At 58.1% G+C, this 20,363-nt stretch carries 23 protein-coding genes; 15 read left to right on the top strand and 8 right to left on the bottom strand.

The window, feature by feature from the left end; translation table 11 throughout:
• Positions 1-3 precede the first annotated feature (3 nt).
• Together MED193_RS10685 and MED193_RS23080 are read left to right on the top strand one after the other, a co-directional pair.
• Positions 4-516 carry a GNAT family N-acetyltransferase gene (locus MED193_RS10685; RefSeq protein ID WP_039966102.1) on the top strand — a complete coding sequence of 171 codons (513 nt, stop codon included), beginning with the start codon at positions 4-6 and terminating at the stop codon, positions 514-516.
• Positions 517-680: 164 nt separating this feature from the next.
• On the top strand, positions 681-842 hold the full coding sequence (locus MED193_RS23080) for a hypothetical protein (RefSeq protein ID WP_009809736.1): 162 nt from the start codon (positions 681-683) through the stop codon (positions 840-842).
• Positions 843-876: 34 nt separating this feature from the next.
• Here the strand turns inward: MED193_RS23080 and MED193_RS10675 are convergent, their stop codons facing one another.
• Genes MED193_RS10675 through MED193_RS10650 form a run of 6 tightly spaced genes read right to left on the bottom strand, consistent with a single transcriptional unit; the run spans position 877 to position 6,101 of the window.
• On the bottom strand, positions 877-2,034 hold the full coding sequence (locus tag MED193_RS10675; RefSeq protein ID WP_009809735.1) for an acyl-CoA dehydrogenase family protein: 1,158 nt from the start codon (positions 2,032-2,034) through the stop codon (positions 877-879).
• Positions 2,035-2,039: 5 nt separating this feature from the next.
• Positions 2,040-3,131 (bottom strand): CaiB/BaiF CoA-transferase family protein, encoded by a 1,092-nt coding sequence (locus tag MED193_RS10670; RefSeq protein WP_009809734.1) that lies wholly within the window; start codon positions 3,129-3,131, stop codon positions 2,040-2,042.
• A 38-nt stretch (positions 3,132-3,169) separates the two neighbouring features.
• Complete coding sequence (locus MED193_RS10665; protein WP_009809733.1) at positions 3,170-3,997, bottom strand: SDR family NAD(P)-dependent oxidoreductase; 828 nt, start codon at positions 3,995-3,997, stop codon at positions 3,170-3,172.
• A gap of 43 nt (positions 3,998-4,040) precedes the next feature.
• Positions 4,041-4,463: a MaoC family dehydratase gene (locus MED193_RS10660; RefSeq protein ID WP_009809732.1), complete on the bottom strand. Its 423-nt coding sequence runs from the start codon at positions 4,461-4,463 to the stop codon at positions 4,041-4,043.
• Positions 4,460-4,906, bottom strand: a complete 447-nt coding sequence (locus MED193_RS10655) for a MaoC family dehydratase N-terminal domain-containing protein (RefSeq protein WP_009809731.1) — start codon at positions 4,904-4,906, stop codon at positions 4,460-4,462. The genes MED193_RS10660 and MED193_RS10655 overlap by 4 nt, the downstream gene beginning before the upstream one ends.
• A 10-nt stretch (positions 4,907-4,916) precedes the next feature.
• Entirely contained in the window at positions 4,917-6,101 is a 1,185-nt protein-coding gene (locus MED193_RS10650; protein ID WP_039966101.1) for a lipid-transfer protein, read from the bottom strand.
• Between the two features lie 183 nt (positions 6,102-6,284).
• Here MED193_RS10650 and MED193_RS10645 point away from each other — a divergent pair, with 183 nt between their 5' ends.
• Positions 6,285-6,923, top strand: coding sequence for a TetR/AcrR family transcriptional regulator (locus MED193_RS10645; RefSeq protein ID WP_009809728.1), 639 nt, complete (start codon positions 6,285-6,287; stop codon positions 6,921-6,923).
• Here MED193_RS10645 and MED193_RS10640 read toward each other — a convergent pair.
• A complete protein-coding gene (locus tag MED193_RS10640; RefSeq protein WP_009809727.1) occupies positions 6,920-7,777 on the bottom strand; it encodes a helix-turn-helix domain-containing protein in 858 nt (285 codons plus the stop codon). The genes MED193_RS10645 and MED193_RS10640 overlap by 4 nt on opposite strands.
• 117 nt (positions 7,778-7,894) lie before the next feature.
• Here MED193_RS10640 and pobA point away from each other — a divergent pair, with 117 nt between their 5' ends.
• Both pobA and MED193_RS10630 read left to right on the top strand, forming a co-directional pair.
• Positions 7,895-9,076, top strand: coding sequence for a 4-hydroxybenzoate 3-monooxygenase (pobA, locus tag MED193_RS10635; protein WP_009809725.1), 1,182 nt, complete (start codon positions 7,895-7,897; stop codon positions 9,074-9,076).
• 98 nt (positions 9,077-9,174) lie between these two features.
• A complete protein-coding gene (locus MED193_RS10630) occupies positions 9,175-10,035 on the top strand; it encodes a crotonase/enoyl-CoA hydratase family protein (protein WP_009809724.1) in 861 nt (286 codons plus the stop codon).
• An 83-nt stretch (positions 10,036-10,118) separates the two neighbouring features.
• On the opposite strand, the gene MED193_RS10625 is transcribed toward MED193_RS10630, so the two are convergent.
• Positions 10,119-10,655: a helix-turn-helix domain-containing protein gene (locus MED193_RS10625; RefSeq protein ID WP_009809723.1), complete on the bottom strand. Its 537-nt coding sequence runs from the start codon at positions 10,653-10,655 to the stop codon at positions 10,119-10,121.
• 160 nt (positions 10,656-10,815) lie between these two features.
• Between MED193_RS10625 and MED193_RS10620 the strand changes: the two genes are divergently transcribed.
• From MED193_RS10620 to MED193_RS10570, 10 genes are all read left to right on the top strand, one after another.
• On the top strand, positions 10,816-11,220 hold the full coding sequence (locus MED193_RS10620; RefSeq protein ID WP_039966100.1) for a hypothetical protein: 405 nt from the start codon (positions 10,816-10,818) through the stop codon (positions 11,218-11,220).
• Complete coding sequence (locus tag MED193_RS10615) at positions 11,138-11,746, top strand: alpha/beta hydrolase (protein WP_009809721.1); 609 nt, start codon at positions 11,138-11,140, stop codon at positions 11,744-11,746. The genes MED193_RS10620 and MED193_RS10615 overlap by 83 nt, the downstream gene beginning before the upstream one ends.
• 152 nt (positions 11,747-11,898) lie before the next feature.
• Positions 11,899-12,411 (top strand): CoxG family protein, encoded by a 513-nt coding sequence (locus MED193_RS10610; protein WP_009809720.1) that lies wholly within the window; start codon positions 11,899-11,901, stop codon positions 12,409-12,411.
• Between the two features lie 177 nt (positions 12,412-12,588).
• Entirely contained in the window at positions 12,589-13,518 is a 930-nt protein-coding gene (locus MED193_RS10605) for an ABC transporter ATP-binding protein (protein ID WP_009809719.1), read from the top strand.
• The gene (locus MED193_RS10600) at positions 13,515-14,276 is read left to right on the top strand and encodes an ABC transporter permease (RefSeq protein WP_009809718.1); all 762 of its coding nucleotides are present in this window, start codon (positions 13,515-13,517) and stop codon (positions 14,274-14,276) included. Before MED193_RS10605 ends, MED193_RS10600 begins: the two co-directional genes overlap by 4 nt.
• Before the next feature lie 191 nt (positions 14,277-14,467).
• Positions 14,468-15,265 carry a S49 family peptidase gene (locus MED193_RS10595; protein WP_039966832.1) on the top strand — a complete coding sequence of 266 codons (798 nt, stop codon included), beginning with the start codon at positions 14,468-14,470 and terminating at the stop codon, positions 15,263-15,265.
• 171 nt (positions 15,266-15,436) lie between these two features.
• The gene (locus MED193_RS10585) at positions 15,437-16,393 is read left to right on the top strand and encodes a calcium/sodium antiporter (RefSeq protein ID WP_009809716.1); all 957 of its coding nucleotides are present in this window, start codon (positions 15,437-15,439) and stop codon (positions 16,391-16,393) included.
• A gap of 51 nt (positions 16,394-16,444) precedes the next feature.
• The gene (locus tag MED193_RS10580) at positions 16,445-17,221 is read left to right on the top strand and encodes an SDR family oxidoreductase (RefSeq protein WP_009809715.1); all 777 of its coding nucleotides are present in this window, start codon (positions 16,445-16,447) and stop codon (positions 17,219-17,221) included.
• A 302-nt stretch (positions 17,222-17,523) separates the two neighbouring features.
• Complete coding sequence (gene uvrC, locus MED193_RS10575) at positions 17,524-19,455, top strand: excinuclease ABC subunit UvrC (RefSeq protein WP_009809714.1); 1,932 nt, start codon at positions 17,524-17,526, stop codon at positions 19,453-19,455.
• Positions 19,456-19,603: 148 nt separating this feature from the next.
• Positions 19,604-20,257, top strand: coding sequence for a hypothetical protein (locus MED193_RS10570; RefSeq protein ID WP_039966099.1), 654 nt, complete (start codon positions 19,604-19,606; stop codon positions 20,255-20,257).
• The last annotated feature ends 106 nt before the right edge of the window (positions 20,258-20,363 follow it).

Here is a 20,363-nt window from a genome sequence, read left to right as displayed (position 1 = left end):
GCCATGGAAATCACTCTGCGCCCGGCGCGTCCCGAGGACGCGTCGAGCCTGGCCGCCCTGTCGATTGAAGTCTGGCTGGGGACCTATCTGCGCCACGGCATCAATAGTTTTTTTGCCGATTACGTCTTTGGCGAGCTGACACCCCAGCGCATGGCTGAACATCTGGACCGCGATACCGAGAGTTTCATTGTCTCGCAAAACGCCGATGGCATTGATGGCTTCATTCGTATTTCTGACGGGGTAAAGCCCCCAGCAGGGCCAGGCTCAGCAGTTGAGATCGCCACTCTTTATGTGCAACCGTGCCATCAGGGGCGCGGATTGGGTCAGGCCTTGTTGCAGGCGGGGCTCAAACATTGCGCCGACCTTGGCGCTGCCCGTCCCTGGCTGACCACCAATTCAGAGAACACCCCAGCGATCGGTTTCTACCAGCGCATGGGGTTTGAAATCACCGGCCGCACCCATTTTCATGTCCGGGATGAGGCCTACCCAAATGAGGTCCTGACCTATCGCCCCTAAAGTCTCCTTGGCTTTCATTTTTCCCTAAATATTCCGGGGGCGCGGCCCCAAAGGGGCGGCGGGGGCAGCGCCCCTCTCTCTGGTCCGCCTTGCAAACCTCGGGCCTTTGGTGCATCAGCGCCGTTACAGCGTTCTTTTGCATTCCCAGATTTGAGGCCACCCCCATGGACTATGGAAAAACCGGTAACCCCAAAAAGGGCAGCAACACCCCTCGCCACGCCGAGCACAACGCCAAGGGAACCGCCAAGAATCCCTATGACCGCAAGGCTGACAAGGCGGCTCTTTTGGAGCGCATGAAGGCGGCGGCCAAGAAAAAAGAGGGCTGATCAGCCCTCTTTTCCGGCGCGCGCAATGGGCGGTTCACACCGTCAGGCTGCGGGCAATCAGTTCTTTCATGATCTCGTTAGAGCCACCGTAGATTTTTTGCACGCGGGCATCAGCATACATGGTTGAGATCGGGTATTCCGACATATAGCCGTAGCCACCAAAAAGCTGCAGGCATTCATCTATGGTGTCGCATTGCATCTGGGTCACCCACCATTTTGCCATTGAGGCGGTGGTGGCATCCAGCTCGCCGCGCAGATGTTTGGCCACACAGTCATCCAGAAATACCCGCGCGATATGGGCCACGGTTTTCACCTCAGCCAGTTTGAACCGGGTGTTCTGCATCTCCAAAAGCGGCTTGCCAAAGGCGCGGCGCTCGGAGGTATAGGCGACGGTTTCCTCCAGCGCCTTTTCCATGGCGGCAGCCCCGCCCAGGGCCACGACCAGCCGTTCCTGTGGCAGGGATTTCATCAGCTGATAAAACCCTTGGCCCTCAGTCCCGCCCAGTAGGTTTTCCGGCGGCAGACGTACATTGTCAAAGAACAGCTCTGAGGTGTCCTGGCTTTTCAGCCCCAGTTTCTCCAGATTGCGGCCCCGTGCAAATCCCTCGGCCTCGGCGGTCTCCACCATCATCAGTGATATGCCCTTGGCGCCAAGGCTGGTGTCCGTCTTGGCCACCACGATGATCAGATCGGCCTGCTGGCCATTGGTGATAAAGGTCTTGGAGCCACTCAGTACATATTCATTGCCCTCCAGCCGGGCCGTGGTCTTGATGTTCTGCAGATCAGAGCCGGTGCTGGGTTCGGTCATGGCGATGGCGCAGACCATTTCACCACTGGCCATCTTTGGCAGCCAGCGCATTTTCTGCTCTTCTGAGCCATAGTCGAGGATATATCCGGCACAGATCTGGCTGTGTACCGAATTGCCAAAGCCGGAAAATCCCGCAGCGCGATATTGCTCGGTGGCGATCACCGCCTCATGACGGAAATCACCGCCCATGCCACCGTATTCTTCGGGCGCCGAGGCGCAGAGAATGCCGATCTCTCCGGCCTTGTTCCAGAAATCCCGGTCGATATGCCCCTGCTGCTGCCAGCGTTCCTCATGCGGCACCATCTCTTTGGCATAGAAATCGCGCAGGGTGTCCTGCAGCATGATCAGTTCGTCATCCATCCAGGGGGAGATATGGGCAGTCATCGGAGTCATTCCTTGTTGAGGCCAAGTTCGGCCAGAATTTCGCTGCTGTGCTGGCCGCGTTCCGGGCTGGGGAGAGGTTGCCAAGCCGGAGCGTTATCAAAGCGGGGCGCAGGGCTTGCCTGCAATACACCCTCCGGCTCAATCCAGGTGCCGCGTTTATTCATCGGGTGCTCTATTGCCTCATCCGGGCTCAGCACCGGGGCGACACAGGCGTCAGATCCTTCAAACAGGTTGGCCCAATGGGCACGGGGTTCACTTGCAAAGATCCCGGCCAGTCGCCCGGTCAGCATGGGCCAGAGGCTCTTGTCGAATTGACGTTTGAAATCTGCGTCCTCGCTGAGCTCCATGAGGGCGAGAAACTGAGCATAGAACTTGGGTTCCAGACATTGCACGGTCATATAGCCGCCATCGGCGCAGGCATAAGAGCGGCTCCAATGGGGGCCATCCAGCAGGTTCTGACCGCGTGTCTCGCCAAAGCCGCCTGTCTGGCGGATGCTCATCAACAAGTTCATCATATGGGCCGACCCATCATAGATCGCGGCATCGACCACGCAGCCTTCGCCGCTGGTCTTGGCGCGCAACAGTCCCGCCAGCATGCCGCCCACCAGATACATCGCGCCGCCGCCGATATCGCCCACCAGGGTGGCCGGGGTCAGCGGCGCATCGCCAGGGTTGGAGGCATACCATAGCGCGCCGGAAAGCGAGATATAGTTGAGATCATGCCCCGCCGTTTTTGACAGAGCACTGTCCTGCCCCCAGCCGGTCATGCGGCCAAAGACCAGATCCGGGTTGACCGCATGGCACTCATCGGGGCCGATGCCAAGCCGTTCCATCACACCGGGGCGGAAGCCTTCGATCAGCCCGTCGGCGGTGGCAACCAGGGCAAGGAAAGTCTTGATACCCTCCGGGTCTTTCAGATCCAGCTCGATTGAGCGCTTGCCGCGATCCAGTACAGAGCGTTCGGGCATGCCCGGCGTGACGCCGCCGCCTTTGCGATGGACGCAGATTACATCGGCGCCCATATCGGCCAGCCACATAGCGGCAAAGGGGCCGGGGCCAAGGCCCTCCACCTCGATAATGCGTGTCCCTTGGAGCATCCTGCCCTCCCGGTTGTTAATGTTGCTTCTGGCTTTGCCTATGAGCCGCCGAAGCCGCCCCCGACGATCAGGGTCTGGCCAGAGACATAATTGCTTTCAGGGATACAGAAGAGATAGACGCCGCCAGCGGCTTCTTCGGCGGTGCCCGCGCGACCCAGAGGGATCATCATTTCCATGCCCTGCACCAGCTTCTTGGGGATGCCGATGGCGACCTTGTTGCCCTCAACCTCGATGGATTTCTTTTCATCTGTGGCTTCGGTCAAGCGGGTGGAAATCATCCCAAAGGCCACGGCATTGACGTTGACCTTAAAGCGGCCCCATTCCTTGGCCATGGTTTTGGTGAGCCCGATGACGCCGGATTTTGCTGCAGAGTAATTGGCCTGACCGGCATTGCCGCCGGTGCCTGAAATGGACGAGATATTGACCACTTTGCGAAACACCTCGCGCCCCTCTGCGGTCTCGTGCGCCACCTGTTCGGCAATAAAGGGGGCTGCGGCGCGCAGGATCTGAAAGGGGGCTTTCAGATGCACATCAATCATGGCGTCGAACTGTTCGTCGCTCATCTTGCCGATGAAACCATCCCAAGTATAGCCGGCATTGTTGACGATGATGTCGACGCCGCCGAACTTGTCGATACCTGCCTGAATAAAATCATTGGCAAAGCCTGAGGCGGTGACCGAACCTGCGATGGCCAGGGCCTTACCGCCCATGGCTTCAATTTCTGCCACGACCTCTTGTGCGGGCTCCGCATCCAGATCGTTGAGCACCACATTGGCGCCGTCTGTCGCCAGTTTTAGCGCAATGGAGCGGCCGATGCCGCGCCCGGCACCGGTCACATAAGCGGTCTTGCCTGCGAGTTTTGTCATATCGTCTTCCCTGTTTGTCTCGTGTTGGTGGCGCCGGATCCCGTTAGGGCAGCTCTACCACGGCTTTGCCTGCCAGTTTCACATCGCCATTTTGGTCTGCGGCCTCGATCTCCAGCGCCACTAGATTGCCCTCGCGTTTCTCCACTACTCGGCCGGTGCAGGTCACCACCGCATGCACCTGAGTGATGGAGACAAACCGTGTTGAGAATTCTCGCACCGCGCGTTGGGGGACCCAAGCGGTAAGCAGATGGCCGAGGTAGGCCATGCCCAGCATCCCATGGGCAAAAACATCCGGCATGCCCGCGGCCTTGGCAAAATCAATATCGATATGGATCGGGTTGTGATCGCCCGAAGCCCCCGCAAACAAGGCAAGCGTAGTGCGGCTGATGGGTTTTGAAGTCACGGCAGGTAGGCTGTCGCCAACTTTAACCCCGGCAAAGGTCACGTCATGTGCAAAGGTGCTCATTTGGGATCCCTCACAACAATGGTCCCTGTCATGGTACCAAGATCTTCGCCCAGCTGGTTGGTGGCTTTGGTTTTCAGGATGACAAACTCCATGGCACCGCCCTTTTTGTCATAGATGTCCATACATGTGCATGTGAGGGTCACCCGGTCGCCGGCGCAGATCGGCGCGCCATAGGTAAAGGCCTGCTCGCCGTGCAGCACATGACCCAGCTCGATGCCCATGGCATTGATGAAATAGAAGCGATCCTCACGCTCCTGATCCAGGGTGAATAAAAAGGTGAGCGGCGCAGGCAAGGCGCGATAGCCTGCGGCCTTGGCTGCGGTTTCATCGGTATATATCGGATCACGCTGGCCAGTGGCGCGGGCGAAATTCCTTAGCTGCCCCGCTTCTACATCCACATGTAGGGGCGGGAAGGTTTTGCCAATGAAGGATCTGTCGATCATGGGGCTCTCCTCAGGCAGCCTGATACAGGGTGACTACGCAGGCGCCGCCAAGACCAAGGTTGTGCTGTAGCGCGGTGCGCGCTCCCTCGACTTGGGTAGGACCCGCCGTGCCGCGTAGCTGTCGGGTGAGCTCGTAGCACTGTGCCAAACCGGTGGCCCCCAGCGGATGCCCCTTTGACAACAGCCCGCCCGAGGGGTTGGTGACATATCTGCCGCCATAGGTATTGTCGCCCTCAGCGATGAACTGACTGGCACCGCCTTCGGGGCACAGGCCAAGTCCCTCGTAGGTGATCATCTCGTTATGGGCAAAACAATCGTGCAGCTCGACTACATCGACGTCGTCGATCCCGATGCCGGTCTGTTCCTGCACCTGTTTGGCAGCAGCGGCGGTCATGTCGTAACCCACCACCTGCATCATGTCGTGGGCCTCAAAGGTTGAGGCATAATCGGTGGTCATCGCCTGACCTTTGATGCGCACGGCCTGATTGAGCCCGTGTTTCTTGGCATAGGTGTCGCTCACCACGATGGCAGCGGCGGCACCACAGGTGGGCGGGCAGGCCATTAGACGGGTCATCACGCCGTCCCAGATCATCGGGCTTTGCAGCACATCCTCGGGCGTGAGCTCGGATCGGAACAGGGCGAGCGGGTTATTGACCGCGTGGCGGCTGGCCTTGGCGCGGATGCGGGCCAGATCGGTGAGCGAGGAGCCGTATTTCTCCATATGTGATTTGCCTGCACCACCAAAGTAGCGCAGCGCCAGCGGGATTTCGGGGCGGCCAACCAGATCGTCGGTCTCTGAATCAAAGGCATCAAAGGGGCTGGGGCGATCGGTCCAATGCGAGGTCAGCGCGCCGGGCTGCATGTGCTCAAACCCAAGGGCCAGCGCCACATCCACCGCACCTGATTGCACGGCCTGACGCGCCATGAACAGGGCGGTAGAACCCGTTGAGCAGTTGTTGTTCACATTCATCACCGGAATGCCGGTCATGCCCACCTTATACAGCACCGCCTGTCCGCAGGTGCTATCGCCGTAGACATAGCCGGCATAGGCTTGCTCGACCGCATCATAGGGCAGGCCCGCATCGGCGAGGGCGTCGCGCAGCGCCGCAGCGCCCATTTCGGTATAGGGGGCGTTTTGGCCGGGCTTGGCAAATTTTGTCATGCCCACTCCGGCAACCAGTACCTCTGATGACATTGGCGTTCTCCTTGATGCAGTTTTGGGGCAGCGCTGGCGTGGCCGCGAAATTACACTTCCGGGTTACTTTGTGCCGGGGCTGGGCAAGGGGTCAAGTTTGATGTAACCGATAAGTGTAATTACCGGGCGTCATCGGGTAGGTTGGGTGACCGGGCGGCGCGAGTTTGAAGGCAGAGCGGCAGCATGGGCAACAAGAGCTGGACCAAAGCGGGGGCGGGGCGCGATGCCCAACGGGAAGCCAAGCGCCAGGCGGTGCTTCAGGCCGGAGCGCGGCTGTTCAACGATCATGGCTATGAGCAGACCTCGCTTGAGGATATCGCAGCAGCCCTGAACATCACCAAACGGACCATCTATTACTATGTGCAAAGCAAAGAGGACATTCTCTTTGGCTGCCATCAGCAAGGGCTGGAGGTTTTGGGCGACACCATGGCGAAGAGTCAGGATATCACTCTGCCGGTGGTGGAGCGTATTGCCCTGCTGATCCGGGGGTATTGTGCCTGGGTCTCTACCGATTTGGGGGCGACAATTGCAATGGTGCGTGAACACAGCCTCTCGGCTGAACGCCGCCAGGCCCTGCGCGCCAGCAAGGCGGAGGTTGATTTCCAACTGCGCAACCTGATCAAGCAGGGCGTGGCCGAGGGCAGCCTGCGGCCCTGCGATCCGCGTCTTGTGTCGGCGGCGGTTTTTGGGGCGTTGAATTGGATCCCCCATTGGAACCGGGTGGCAAACCCGGTGCCACAGGAAGAGATCGCAGAGCAGTATTTGCAACTGGTCTTTGGGGGGATGAGGATTCCGACTGGTGATGTTCAGACCTTGGCTTAGGCCTCGCTGACCTTTTTGCGAAATAGTTTCGGGGGGGTGCCGGTCCCCTTGGTAAAGACGCGGCTGAAATGCGCTGGGTCAGAGAAGCCTAGATCATAGGCGATCTGGGCGGCGGTCAGGTTGGTATAGATCAGCATCCGGCGGGCCTCGAGCAGCATGCGTTCATTGATGAGTTGCGAGGCGGACTGCCCAGCCGATTGATGCGCTATCCGATTGAGGTGAGTAGGGGAAATTGCCAGATCACGGGCATAGTCCGCCAGCGGTCGACGCTTGCGGAAATCCCTCTCAATCAGTGCTTCGAAACGGGTGAACAAAGGATTCCCTGCGCGATGCTGGTTGGCACTATCTGCTTCAAAAATGGCGCGCGCTGCCAGCGCGATCAGGGCACCAGCTAGGGATCGCAGCACTTGGGCGCGGGCAAAGTCCTGACGATGGTATTCATCAAACAGATGCTCCGCCAGCGCCCCCAATTCGACTGCAAGCGGCAGTATCGCTGGTTGCTCCAGCGGGGCGCGCACCCCCTCGCTGGCCTGAATACAGTGATCCAGCAGATCCGAAGTCAGCGTCACCACCCAGCCGCGGGTACCGGGGGCAAAGTCATAGCCATGCACGACACCACGTGGAATATTGACAAAACTCCCGCTTGGGATCGTCTGTGATTTGCCGTCAATCTCTGCTGCGCCATTGCCTTCAGTCAGAAACAGCAGCTGATGCAGCCGCGCGTGACGATGGGCTTTCAGCTGCCAATCATGCAGGGCCGAGCGCGAGCGAATGGTCTCAACATGGAGCACATCCGCCAGTTCTGCGGTTTCACCAAACAGGTTGTAGCTGCTGATATGGGAGGAAGGGCTCATGTATGAAATGTACAAGAGGTTGCGCAGTCAGTCCATTCGCAAAGTGACTTTTGCCATGCATATTAGTGGTCAGATCCAGGGCAGGTAACAGGCCCGCAGTATTAGGGAGGCGTGATCATGTCGCAATCAACCACTCAAGTCGCCATCATCGGCGGGGGGCCTTCTGGCCTGTTGTTATCCCAGCTTTTGCATCGGCAGGGCATTGAGACCGTGGTGCTGGAACGCCAGACGCGGGACTATGTTCTAGGGCGTATTCGCGCTGGGGTGCTGGAACGCGGTTTTGTCGAGCTGATGCGCGAAGCTGGCTGTGCCGCGCGTATGGAGGCCGAGGGTGAAGTGCATCATGGGGTCTATCTGGCGCATCAGGGGCGCATGGATCGCATTGATCTGGCAGAGTCGGCTGATGGGGCCACGGTGATGGTCTATGGCCAGACCGAGGTAACGCGCGATCTGTATGAGGCGCGCGAGGCCATGGGCGGTATCGTCATTCACCAGGCAGACAAAGTGCAACCGCATGACCTGAAATCGCAAACCCCCTATGTAACCTACGAAAAAAACGGGGTAGAGCACCGTATTGACTGTGACTTTATCATTGGTGCCGATGGTTTTCACGGCGTCAGCCGCAAATCGATCCCGGCGGATGTGCTGCGTGAGTACGAAAAGGTCTACCCTTTTGGCTGGCTTGGCGTGCTGTCCGAAACCAAACCCGCCTCACCTGAACTGATCTATGCCCGCCATGACCGGGGCTTTGCGCTGTGTTCCATGCGCAGCCAGGTGCTGAGCCGCTACTACATTCAGGTGCCGCTGACCGATAAAGTCGAAGATTGGTCGGATGAGGCCTTTTGGTCTGAGCTGAAGGCGCGCCTGCCACAAGAGGTGGCCGAGGGGCTGCAGACTGGCACCTCGATAGAGAAATCCATCGCACCGCTGCGCAGCTTTGTGGCAGAGCCGATGCGCTATGGTCAGTTGTTTCTCGCTGGCGATGCGGCCCATATCGTGCCGCCAACCGGGGCAAAGGGGCTGAATTCGGCGGCGTCCGATATCTACTATCTTTATCATGGGTTTCTGGATCACTACAAAAACGACGACAGCGCCGGGCTGGAGGGGTATTCCGAAAAAGCCCTGGCGCGAGTCTGGAAGGCAGAGCGGTTTAGCTGGTGGATGACCAATCTTCTGCACCGATTCCCGGAGATGAGCGAGGTAGATCTGCGGCTGCAATGTGCGGATCTGGACTATCTGTTCTCCTCCGAGGCGGCCCAGGCCTCGATGGCGGAAAACTACGTGGGCCTGCCCTACTAACCTCTCTGACGCCACGTAGGCCGGAGAGAACTCGGCCTGAGGGGGCTGGTGGCATAGCAAAGGGCGTGATCTCCTGAGTGCAAATTAGGGAGAGAAACATGTCGACAGTTGCCTACGAAAAAACTGGCCGGATTGCTCGGATTACGCTCAACCGGCCAGAAGTCATGAATGCAATCAACGATCAATTGCCCCAGGATCTTGCCGCCGCCGTGGCGCAGGCGGATGCAGACCCCGGCGTGCATGTCATGGTGCTTTCGGGCGCCGGCGAGGCCTTTTGTGCTGGCTATGATCTGACGTTTTATGCCGAGGGCAACGGCTCCGGCGCGGCGACGCAGGATATGCCCTGGGATCCGATCAAGGACTATCGGTTCATGTGGGAAAACACGCAGCACTTCATGTCCCTGTGGCGGGCGGTGAAGCCTGTTTTGTGCAAGGTGCATGGCGCGGCGGTGGCTGGAGGTTCCGACATCGCGCTCTGCGCCGATATGACCATCATGGCTGAGGAGGCGCAGATCGGCTACATGCCGACACGGGTCTGGGGCTGTCCAACCACCGCAATGTGGGTTTATCGGCTGGGGGCGGAGCGCGCCAAACGGATGCTGTTCACCGGCGATAAGATCTCTGGCCGCGAAGCTGCAGACATGGGGCTGGTGATGCAGGCGGTGCCACAGGCGGATCTGGAGGACCGGGTTGAAGCCATGGCGGCGCGCATGTCCACGGTGCCGATCAATCAGTTGGCGATGCAAAAGCTGGTGATCAACCAGGCGGTCGAGCAGACCGGCCTGATGCAGACCCAGCGCTTGGCCACCATCTTTGATGGCATTACCAGACATTCGCCGGAGGGGCTTAACTTCAAGGCGCGCTCAGAAGAGATGGGCTGGAAACAGGCGGTGCGGGAGCGCGACGAGGGCACATTCGACTGGACCACCAATGAGGAAATCCCAAAAGGGAACCGCTAGGCCTCGCACCCTCCAGTTACAGGTTAAGCTAGGGGCGTCGATATGCGCCCCTTTCTGTGATCTGAGCCCTTTGCTTGGGCAGATCAGCCGGTGCCCGTTGTTGTGTCGGCACTGCTGTCTGCTTGGAGGGCTGGGGTAGGGGCCGAACGGTGTGCCTCAATCACCTTGGCGGCAGCAGCCGTTGCGGGGACCATGAGAACCGTCCGGTGGTTCAGCTCCTGCCCTGTGTGCCTGTCGGTGACAACCGGGCAGACCTCGGCACCACTGTCGCGGGTGATAAAGGTAAAGGGGGCAGGGTCGTCGCTGGGCAGGCATTGCTGTGCCCAGTCCTGCATCGCCAGCAGGACTGGGGCAAAGCTCTTGCCCGAGGCGGTGAGCCGATATTCATGGCGAAGCGGGCGTTCCTGGTAGGGGCGACGCTCAAGCATCCTCATTGTCTCCAGCCGCTTTAACCGTTCTGCCAGCAAATGCCGGGTCACGCCGAGCCGTTTCTGGAACCCATCAAACCGGCGCACGCCAAGAAAACACTCCCGCAGGATGAGCAATGTCCAGCGGTCGCCAATCGCCCCCATTGCCCGCGCAAGAGGGCAGGTGTCGTTATTGAGATCATGCCATTTCATAGGATGATTCCTAACATGGATTGACAGAGTTCTCAAATGGAACTGATAATGAGTTCCAAAATAGAACTTAATTTTGATTCGTGTGCCCAAGTTTAAATCTGGCTCAGATCCCAAGGGGTAGGCTGGTGGAGACGCAAATCCAGACACAGGAGACCACCAGATGGTGACGACCTCTACAGCGCAGCCGCAACAGGGCCCAAAACCTCGGAGGCGGGGTGGGCAAATCCCAAAATGGTTTCATCTCATCACTGGGGGGCTCAGTAGCCTTGTCCCAGGCGTGGCGGCGCGCCTGTTTGCCTTTCTCTTCACCCGCCCGCCCCGTCACAAACTACCAAAACATGAGCGCGCCTGGTTGCTGCAGGCGACGGCCACTCCGGTAAAACTGGCCAGCGGAGAAGTGGTGCCGCTCTATCAGTGGCGGGGCAGCCCGGCACCGTTCGGTGTGCGCGACGAAGCCCCCCTACCGACGGTTCTGCTGGTGCATGGATTCGGCAGTCGTGCTGGGCAGCTGGGCAGTTTTGCCGCCCCCCTTGGTCGCTGCGGGCTATCGGGTGGTGGCCTTTGACGCCCCCGCGCATGGTGCCGCGGCAGGTCGCCGTAGTTCTTTGCCCGAGATGTTGGAGGTCACCCAGGACATTGCTGCCCGGCTTGGCCCGTTGGCTGGGGTGGTGGCCCATTCTAACGGCGCGGCAGCGGTGATTGCCGCGCTTGCCGGTGGGATGCAGGCCGACAGGGTGGCGCTCTTGGCGCCTATGCCGGATCTGGAGAGTTTCATTCTGCGTTTGGCGGCTACGCTGGGGTTCAGCGCCAAGGTGGCAAAACGGGCACAAAAGCGTGTAGAGGCGCGCTACGGGGTGCCCTTTTCCGCCCTGAAAGCCCAGAATCTGACAGGATCATTGTCGCAACCCGTGTTGATCCTACAGGACAGCAAGGATCGCACGGTTCCTTTGGCTGAGGTCGAGGAATTGGCCCGCAACTGGCCTACCGCCGATCTGCAGATCTCAACTGGCTTGGGGCATAACAGACTGTTGCGCGATGCGGCCAGTATTGACCGGGTGGTCGCGCATATGGGCGATCCGACGCAGCGTTAACAGGTGGCGGGGCGGCCGCCTCTGTGCGGCCTTGCATCTTGGCAGAGGGGGCCTGGGCCGGCTAGGTCTAGGGGGGAAGAGATCCCTGTGATTTAATATGGGCGCGGGTGCAAATAGATCCGTCCCGCGTGCCAGCCCCAAGGAGGCCCCCCATGCAGATGAGTGACAGCAAAGAGATTGCCGCCCCCCCAGCCGAGGTCTACGCGGCCCTGCTGAATCCTGAAGTTCTGAAGGCCTGTGTGCCGGGCGCGCAAGAGGTGAATGGCAGCGTCGAGGAGGGGTTTGAAGCCTCGGTCACCCAGAAGGTTGGCCCTGTAAAAGCCACTTTTAAGGGCCAGGTTACCCTGTCGGACCTGGTCGAGAATGAAAAGCTCACCATCAGCGGCGAAGGCAAGGGCGGTGCAGCAGGGTTTGCCAAGGGCGGTGCGGTGGTCAGCCTGGCGGAGTCAGAAACCGGGACCCTGCTGTCTTACGAGGTCGAAGCCAAGGTCGGCGGCAAGCTGGCGCAGCTGGGCAGCCGGATCATTGATGGTTTTGCAAAGAAGATGGCGGATCAGTTCTTTGTCAATCTTCAGACCCATCTCGCCCCCGAAGAGGCGGATGCCGACGGCGAAACTGACGCGGGCGAGAAAAAGGGCTGGTTCAAAAAGATCACCGGCAGCTGAACCGTGGCCAGGCGTAGCTCTGGCCTAAACCCAAGCGCGCCGATGGGGCAGGCTCAATAATATCTCTGCGCAGGTGCACAGGTGTCTGCGCATGGCTTTGGGGGTGCACTGACTGGTGGCGGGTCAACTCTCTCGTTAGGGTGCGCAGACTGAAGTCTTTTGTTCTAGGGAGGTCCCATGGCGGCGATCCTGTCCATTTCCGATCTGCGCAAATCCTACGAGGGCGGCTTTGAGGCGCTAAAGGGGGTGTCGCTGGATATCGACGAGGGGGAGATCCTCGCGCTCTTGGGGCCAAACGGCGCTGGCAAGACCACGCTGATCTCGACTGTTTGCGGCATTATCACACCGACCTCGGGCTCGGTGAGGGTGGGCGGCCACTGTATCATCGAGGATTTTCGCGCTGCCCGCGCGCTGGTCGGATTGGTGCCGCAGGAAATCAACCTTGAACCCTTTGAAAAGGTAATCAATTCTGTTCGGTTTTCGCGGGGACTGTTTGGCAAGCCCAAGAATGAGCCCTTGATCGAAGACATCCTGAAGAAGCTGTCGCTTTGGGACAAACGTAACGCCCAGGTCAAAGAGCTGTCTGGCGGGATGAAACGCCGGGTGTTGATCGCCAAGGCGCTGGCCCATGAACCGCGGGTGCTGTTCCTGGATGAACCCACCGCTGGCGTTGATGTGGAGCTGCGCAAAGACATGTGGGAGGTGGTGCAGGAGCTGAAAGACGGTGGCGTCACCATCATCTTGACCACCCACTACATCGAAGAAGCCGAAGCTATTGCTGACCGGGTTGGCGTGATCGCCGATGGCCAGATCTTGTTGGTCAAGGACAAGGACGATCTGATGGCGCAGCTGGGGCAAAAACAGCTCTGTGTGCATCTTTCAGCGCCCATCAAAGAGGTGCCCAGCAGTCTGGCGACGCATGACTTGGAACTAAACCAAGAGGGCGATGCCTTGATTTATTCCTATGACACCAAGGCCGAGCGCACGGGGATCACCGCATTGTTGAATGATGTGGCTGCAGCGGGGCTGGTGCTGGCGGATGTGTCCACCCGGCAATCCAGCCTTGAAGATATCTTTGTTGGTCTTGTTTCAGGAGAGAAGTCATGAACTGGACGGCTATCTGGTCAATCTACCGCTTTGAAATGGCGCGGTTCTTTCGCACGCTGTTTCAAAGCTTCCTGTCGCCGGTATTGTCGACCTCTCTGTATTTTGTGGTCTTTGGCGCCGCCATCGGCAGCCGCATTGATCAGGTGGACGGCATTGCCTATGGCGCATTTATTGTTCCGGGTCTGATCATGCTCAGCGTTATGACCCAGAGCATCTCCAATGCTTCCTTTGGGATCTATTTCCCCAAATTCATCGGCACCATCTATGAGCTGCTCTCGGCGCCAGTGAATTTTTTGGAAATCGTACTGGGCTATGTCGGGGCGGCGGCGACCAAGGCGCTGTTTATCGGCACTGTCATTTTGGCCACTTCTACCCTGTTTGTGGATATTACCATCGCCCACCCGCTGGCCATGGTATTGTTCCTGGTACTGACCTGCCTCAGCTTTGCGCTGTTGGGGTTCATCATTGGCATCTGGGCCAAGAATTTTGAGCAGTTGCAACTTGTCCCGCTGCTGATCGTGACGCCATTGGTGTTCTTAGGCGGTTCGTTCTACTCAATTTCGATGCTGCCGCCGATCTGGCAGAAGATCACTCTGTTCAACCCTGTCGTCTATCTGATTTCGGGCTTTCGCTGGTCCTTTTTTGGCGCCTCGGATGTGCCTGTGGGGACCAGCCTCCTGGCGATTGGTGTCTTTACGGCGCTTTGTCTTGGGGTGATTTGGTGGATCTTTAAAACCGGTTGGCGCATCCGGTCTTGATCGATGCGTGTAGCTTGGACGCGTGTTTCGGCGTAGGGTTGTGTGGCTGTTATGGCGGGGAGTTAAGCGGAGATTACCAACAGAGGCTAGAGCGTTGCAAATATACACGTTGACCTTTGGTTTTTGCCTTCAACGGATTTTGTATCGGCCCTTCCCTTGTTTCACCCCCCCCGGCCATCTACATCGGCGCAATGATGCTGCGCTTACCCTTTGTCAAAAAATCACCACTCGTCTCCGTTGTACGTCTTTCGGGGGCAATCGGCATGTCTAGCCGTGGATCGCTGAATGATGCCACGCTTGCTCCGGTGTTGGAGGCGGCTTTTAGCAAGGGCAAACCTGACGCCGTTGCGCTGGAAATCAACTCACCGGGCGGCTCGCCAGTGCAAAGCTCGCTCATTGGCGCGCGGATCCGGCGGCTGGCAAAAGAAAAAGACCTACCCGTTCTGGCCTTTGTTGAGGATGTCGCGGCTTCGGGAGGATATTGGTTAGCGGCTGCAGCGGATGAGATCTGGGCGGACGCCAGCTCGATCGTTGGCTCAATTGGTGTGATTTCTGCCGGATTTGGCGCGCAGGAACTGCTCAATCGGCATGGTGTCGAACGTCGGGTCTATACCGCCGGGGAAAGCAAATCCATGCTTGACCCTTTTCAGGCAGAAAACCCAGAGGATGTTGCGCGGCTCAAGGTGCTGCTGGGCGATATCCACGACAATTTCATCACCCACGTCACGGATCGGCGCGGTGATAAGCTCGACAGCAGTGAGAAACTGTTCACCGGCGAGATCTGGCTTGCCAAGCGCGCTACTGAGCTGGGTTTGATCGACGGGATTGGTCATATCAAACCAACGCTGATAGACCGCTTCGGCGACAAGGTTAAGCTGCGGCGCTACAGCATAAAGAAGCCCTTCCTCAGCCGGTTTGGCGTCGCCCTTGCCCAGGATGCCTTGGCAGGAATTGAGGAGCGCGCCGAGTTTGCGCGTTTTGGCCTCTGAAGTGATTTTTAAGATCGTTACCATATTTTTGGTGGTCATAGCAGTGCTGGCTATGTTCGGGAAATTCACCTTTCCAGGACAAAAACGCCTGCAATCTGCGCGCTGTCCCTCGTGTGGGCGGTTCAAGATCGGCAAAAGCCCCTGTGGCTGTAAGATAAAAGGACCGCGCAAATGATGCCGTGGCTGCTTTGTGGTTTGGGTTTGGTAATCCTGCTTTTGGCTGGCGATGCACTGGTGCGTGGTGCAGTGAACCTCTCCCTGCGATTGGGCGTACCGGCGCTTATCGTTAGTCTCACAATCGTGGCCTTTGGCACCTCTGCGCCTGAGCTGCTGATCGCGATTAAGGCGGTTGCGGACAATGCAGACGGCATTGCGCTGGGCAATGTGGTGGGCTCTAACACGGCCAATATCCTGATGGTGCTGGGCATTCCGGCGATCATCGCCACTTTGCATACCAGCGGCTGCGACAGCCGCAAAAGCTATGTCCTGATGCTGATGGCCTCGGTGCTGTTCATTGGTCTGGCTATGTGTGGTACCCTCACGATCTGGTCTGGCTTGGTGTTGCTGACAGCCCTGGCGCTGTTTTTGGCGGATGCGTTCCGTGACGCGCGTGCCCATCGTAAGAATTGCTGTGGAGACCAAGAAGACGAGGTCCTGGACGGCCTCGAAGAGGCGGATCCCACCATGGCGCTGTGGAAGATCGGCATCTACCTCGTGCTTGGCTTGATCGGCCTGCCGCTGGGCGCTGATCTTTTGGTGGACAACGCGACGATTATCGCCCGTATGTACCACGTCAGCGAGCCAGTCATTGGTCTGACCTTGGTTGCCATCGGCACTTCGCTGCCTGAACTGGCCACAACAGTGATGGCGACCCTGCGCAAACAGGCCGATGTGGCCCTGGGCAATGTCATTGGCTCCAACATGTTCAACCTATTGGCCATTATCGGTATCGCCACCTTTATTGGACCGATCTCGGTTGATCCCGAGTTCTTGCGCTTTGACCTCTGGGTGATGCTCGCGGCCTCTTTGCTGATCTTCCCCTTTGTGTTCCTAAAAAAGGATATCACCCGGCCTTGGGGCTTTGGCCTAGCAGGGCTTTACATCGCATATCTGCTGGTGCTCTTTTGATCGCACCATCTGCTCTGTGGCAGTTAGCAGGGCAATGAGAGGGGGGGTGTGATGCGCGCATTGGTAACAGGAGCGGGGCGGCGGCTTGGCCGTGCCATGGCACTGAAACTGGCGGCTGAAGGCTATGATGTCGCTGTGCATTATGACCAGTCCGCGGCCCCGGCAGAACAAGTTGCTGACGAGATCCGCATAATGGGACGTCAGGCCATCACCCTGCAGGCAGATCTGCTCTCGCATCAAGCCACGCGCGATCTGCTGCCACGCGCTGCTTCAGGACTGGGTGGCGCCATCACCTGCCTGGTAAACAATGCCTCGATTTTTGAACCAGATCAGTTGAACACCGCGACGACACAGAGTTGGGATCGCGCTTTTGACAGTAATCTGCGGGCGCCTTTCCTGTTGACCCAGGCAATGGCGGCGCAATCACTCGCGCTGCCAACAGACGCGCTGGGAGAGCCGCAGGCCTGGGGGTTGGTGGTCAATATGATTGATCAGCGGGTGCGCAACCTGACACCTGACTACATGAGCTACACTTTGGCCAAATCGGCACTGTGGACGCTAACGCAGACCGGAGCCCAGGCTCTGGCACCAGGAATTCGCGTCAATGCGATCGGGCCGGGACCGACGCTGGCCAACGCCAGGCAAAGCACAGAGGATTTTGCCAAACAGAGGGCTGCTACGATTCTACAGCGTGGTGTGAACCCCGCGGATATCACCGCAGCACTTGGCTATTTTTTGACTGCAACCGCCGTGACTGGACAGTTGCTCTGTGTCGATAGTGGTGAACATCTGGGCTGGGTTGATACGGAAAATTTGAGCCCAGACTAGTTCTCTCAAAGGTGACTTTAGGGAAAGTTGTGCACCTTTAAGGGTGAGGTCACAGATCTGTTACAAAAGAGTCTTTGTTTTCAGAAACTTGACAGGGTCGAGAAAAAATATCATTTAATTTCAATCCCTTAAAAATGTGCCTAAAAATTAATCAAGAGTGAAAAACTTGGGTGAAATAAGGGAAAACCGGGGATAGCCCAAAGATATCTTCAGGCTTATCCACAGGGGTGGTGGATTTGTTCAGGGCTTGAATCCAAAGGTGAGTCATTGCAGCGACGTGCTGAGAATCATATCACTAGAGCATGACTGATCAGACACCAGAACAGCCCTCAGCCGCGTCCTCAGAGATCCCGTTGGACCAGGGCAACGCCTCGCCCTCTAGCCGAGAGGAGCCACGCGCAGGCTATGGCGTGATTCAGGACTATGTTAAGACTCTGGATGCCTCACCTGGGGTGTACCGGATGCTCGATAGTGAAAGCCGGGTTCTCTACGTTGGTAAGGCGCGCAATCTCAGGGCACGGGTGTCAAATTACACCCGCCCCGGTAATTCCCCTCGGATCGAGCGGATGATTGCACTGACCACCCGGATGATGTTCCTGACAACGCGGACCGAGACAGAGGCGCTGCTGCTGGAGCAGAACCTGATCAAGCAGCTGAAGCCCAAATACAACGTGCTGCTGCGCGACGACAAAAGCTTCCCCAGTATTCTGGTGGCCAAGGACCATGCCTTTGCCCAGCTCAAAAAACATCGCGGCGCGCGCAAACAAAAGGGGAGCTATTTTGGTCCCTTCGCTGGGGCTGGCGCGGTGAACCGGACGCTCAATCAGCTGCAAAAGGCCTTTTTGCTGCGGGACTGTTCCAACGCCATGTTTGAAAGCCGCACCCGCCCCTGCCTGCAGTTTCAGATCAAACGCTGCTCGGCGCCTTGTACCGGTGAGATCTCGGAAGAGGAGTACAGTCTTTCGGTGCGGGATGCTGAACGCTTTCTGGCAGGGCGCTCCACCAAGATCCAGGAAGAGTTGGCGGCAGAGATGATGAAGGCCTCAGAAGCGATGGAGTTTGAACGCGCGGCGGCCCTGCGTGATCGCATCAAGGCCCTGACACAGGTGCAATCGGTGCAGGGCATCAACCCGCGCGGTGTGGCCGAGGCCGATATCATCGGGCTGCATATGGAGCGCGGCCAAGCCTGTGTGCAGGTCTTCTTTATTCGCGCCAATCAGAACTGGGGTAATCAGGATTTCTACCCCCGTGTGGAAGCGGATATGAGCGCTGCGGAGGTGATGGAGGCCTTCCTGGGCCAGTTCTATGACAATAAGGAACCGCCCAAGCAGTTGATCCTGTCAGATGCGATCGAAAACACCGACCTGATGGAAGAGGCCCTAAGCGGCAAGGCCGAGCGCAAGGTGGAAATTCTGGTGCCGCTTCGTGGAGAAAAGACCGAGCTGGTAGCGGGCGCGGTGCGCAATGCCCGCGAAAGCCTGGCCCGGCGCATGGCCGAAAGTGCCACTCAGGCCAGGCTTCTAAAAGGTCTGGCCGAGGCCTTTGGCCTCAAAGCTCCGCCACAGCGGATCGAAGTCTATGATAACTCGCATATCCAAGGAACGAATGCGGTGGGCGGCATGATCGTGGCCGGCCCCGAGGGTTTTGTGAAAAACGCCTATCGCAAGTTCAACATCAAGGGCGATGATCTGGTGCCGGGCGATGACTTTGGCATGATGAAAGAGGTGCTGAACCGGCGCTTTTCACGGCTGAAGAAAGAAGATCCCGTCCGCGAAAAGGGGCTTTGGCCGGATCTGCTGTTGATCGATGGCGGTGCCGGGCAGGTGAGCGCGGTGGCGGAAATCATGGCGGAACATGGCGTTGAGGATATTCCTATGGTCGGTGTGGCCAAGGGCGTTGACCGCGACCATGGCAAGGAAGAGTTCCACCGCCAGGGCGAGAATGCCTTTGCGCTGCAACGCAATGATCCTGTGCTGTATTTTGTCCAGCGTCTGCGGGATGAGGCGCATCGCTTTGCCATTGGCACTCATCGGGCCAAACGGGCCAAGGCTGTTGGTGCCACGCCGTTGGACGAGGTGCCGGGCGTTGGTGCGGGGCGCAAACGCGCCTTGCTGAAACATTTCGGCAGCGCCAAGGCGGTGAGCCGCGCCGATCTGCTGGATCTCAAAGCGGTGGATGGCATTTCCAATGCCCTGGCCGAGACGATCTATGATTTCTTCCATGGGCAAAATTGAAAATGAAACCTACAGGGAAGCGTGAATTGGAGTGTATTCCGCGCTTCAGAACCGCTTAAAAGGGTGTGTATCCCTATTAGATCGCCCGGCCATACTGATGTCAGGGTTTCACCAGGTGACAGGCGAAAGCATGCAAAGATTTCGAAACATGATTCTTAGGCGGGCCCTTGAGGGCAAAATCCCTTTTTCTGACCAGATCCTGAAATGGGAAACGCGACGAAGCTTGGCTGCCGCAGAGCCCAGTTCTTTCTTGTGCTATGACTTGAAGATCCCCGATATCACGCGCCCATTGGGACCCGAATTTGCGACAGGCCTTGGGCCGAAGCATGAGCTGATTTCTCTGGTTCCCGTACCGCTCACTCTTGATATTCTTGCGGGAAAGCCAGTTGAGGAGATTTCGACGGAACTTGGGTCCTATGGCATGGGTGGCGAAGGCTTTTTTGGGCTTCGGCTTGGGCAGGACTGGTTCGTTATTGCACTTAGCGGCGCCGCAGCCTGGCTTCGTTTTGACGGTGTGCTGGTTGAGGACTGGTTCTATGAGGGGCATGGCAGGCCCAAACCCTGGATTGACGATGAGGGTGATCGCTTAAGTCCTCAGATTCTGGGGGCACAGATTGTGCGTGTTGAGGTGCAGCCCCACTCTTTGCACCTGGGGTTTGATAACAGCAGCCAGCTTTCGCTTGATACCACTATGGATCTACCTGTTTTTGAAGGCACAAAGGCGCCGCGCAGGCTCTTGCAGGAAGATGATCTGAATCACACGCTGTTCCTCGCGCCAAGCCGGGAAATTTGGGTTTTATGACGCGTATTGGGGGCGTCTCCGGAAGAGAGGCTGGGCAAACCATCTTTCGTCATCTGCCTTTGAGTGGGAAAATGTTGCCAGTGCCTTTTATGTTCTGGATGTGCAT

The organism is Roseobacter sp. MED193, assembly GCF_000152965.1.
GTDB lineage: Bacteria > Pseudomonadota > Alphaproteobacteria > Rhodobacterales > Rhodobacteraceae > Pseudophaeobacter.
This window is presented reverse-complemented; position numbering and strand designations above follow the sequence as displayed.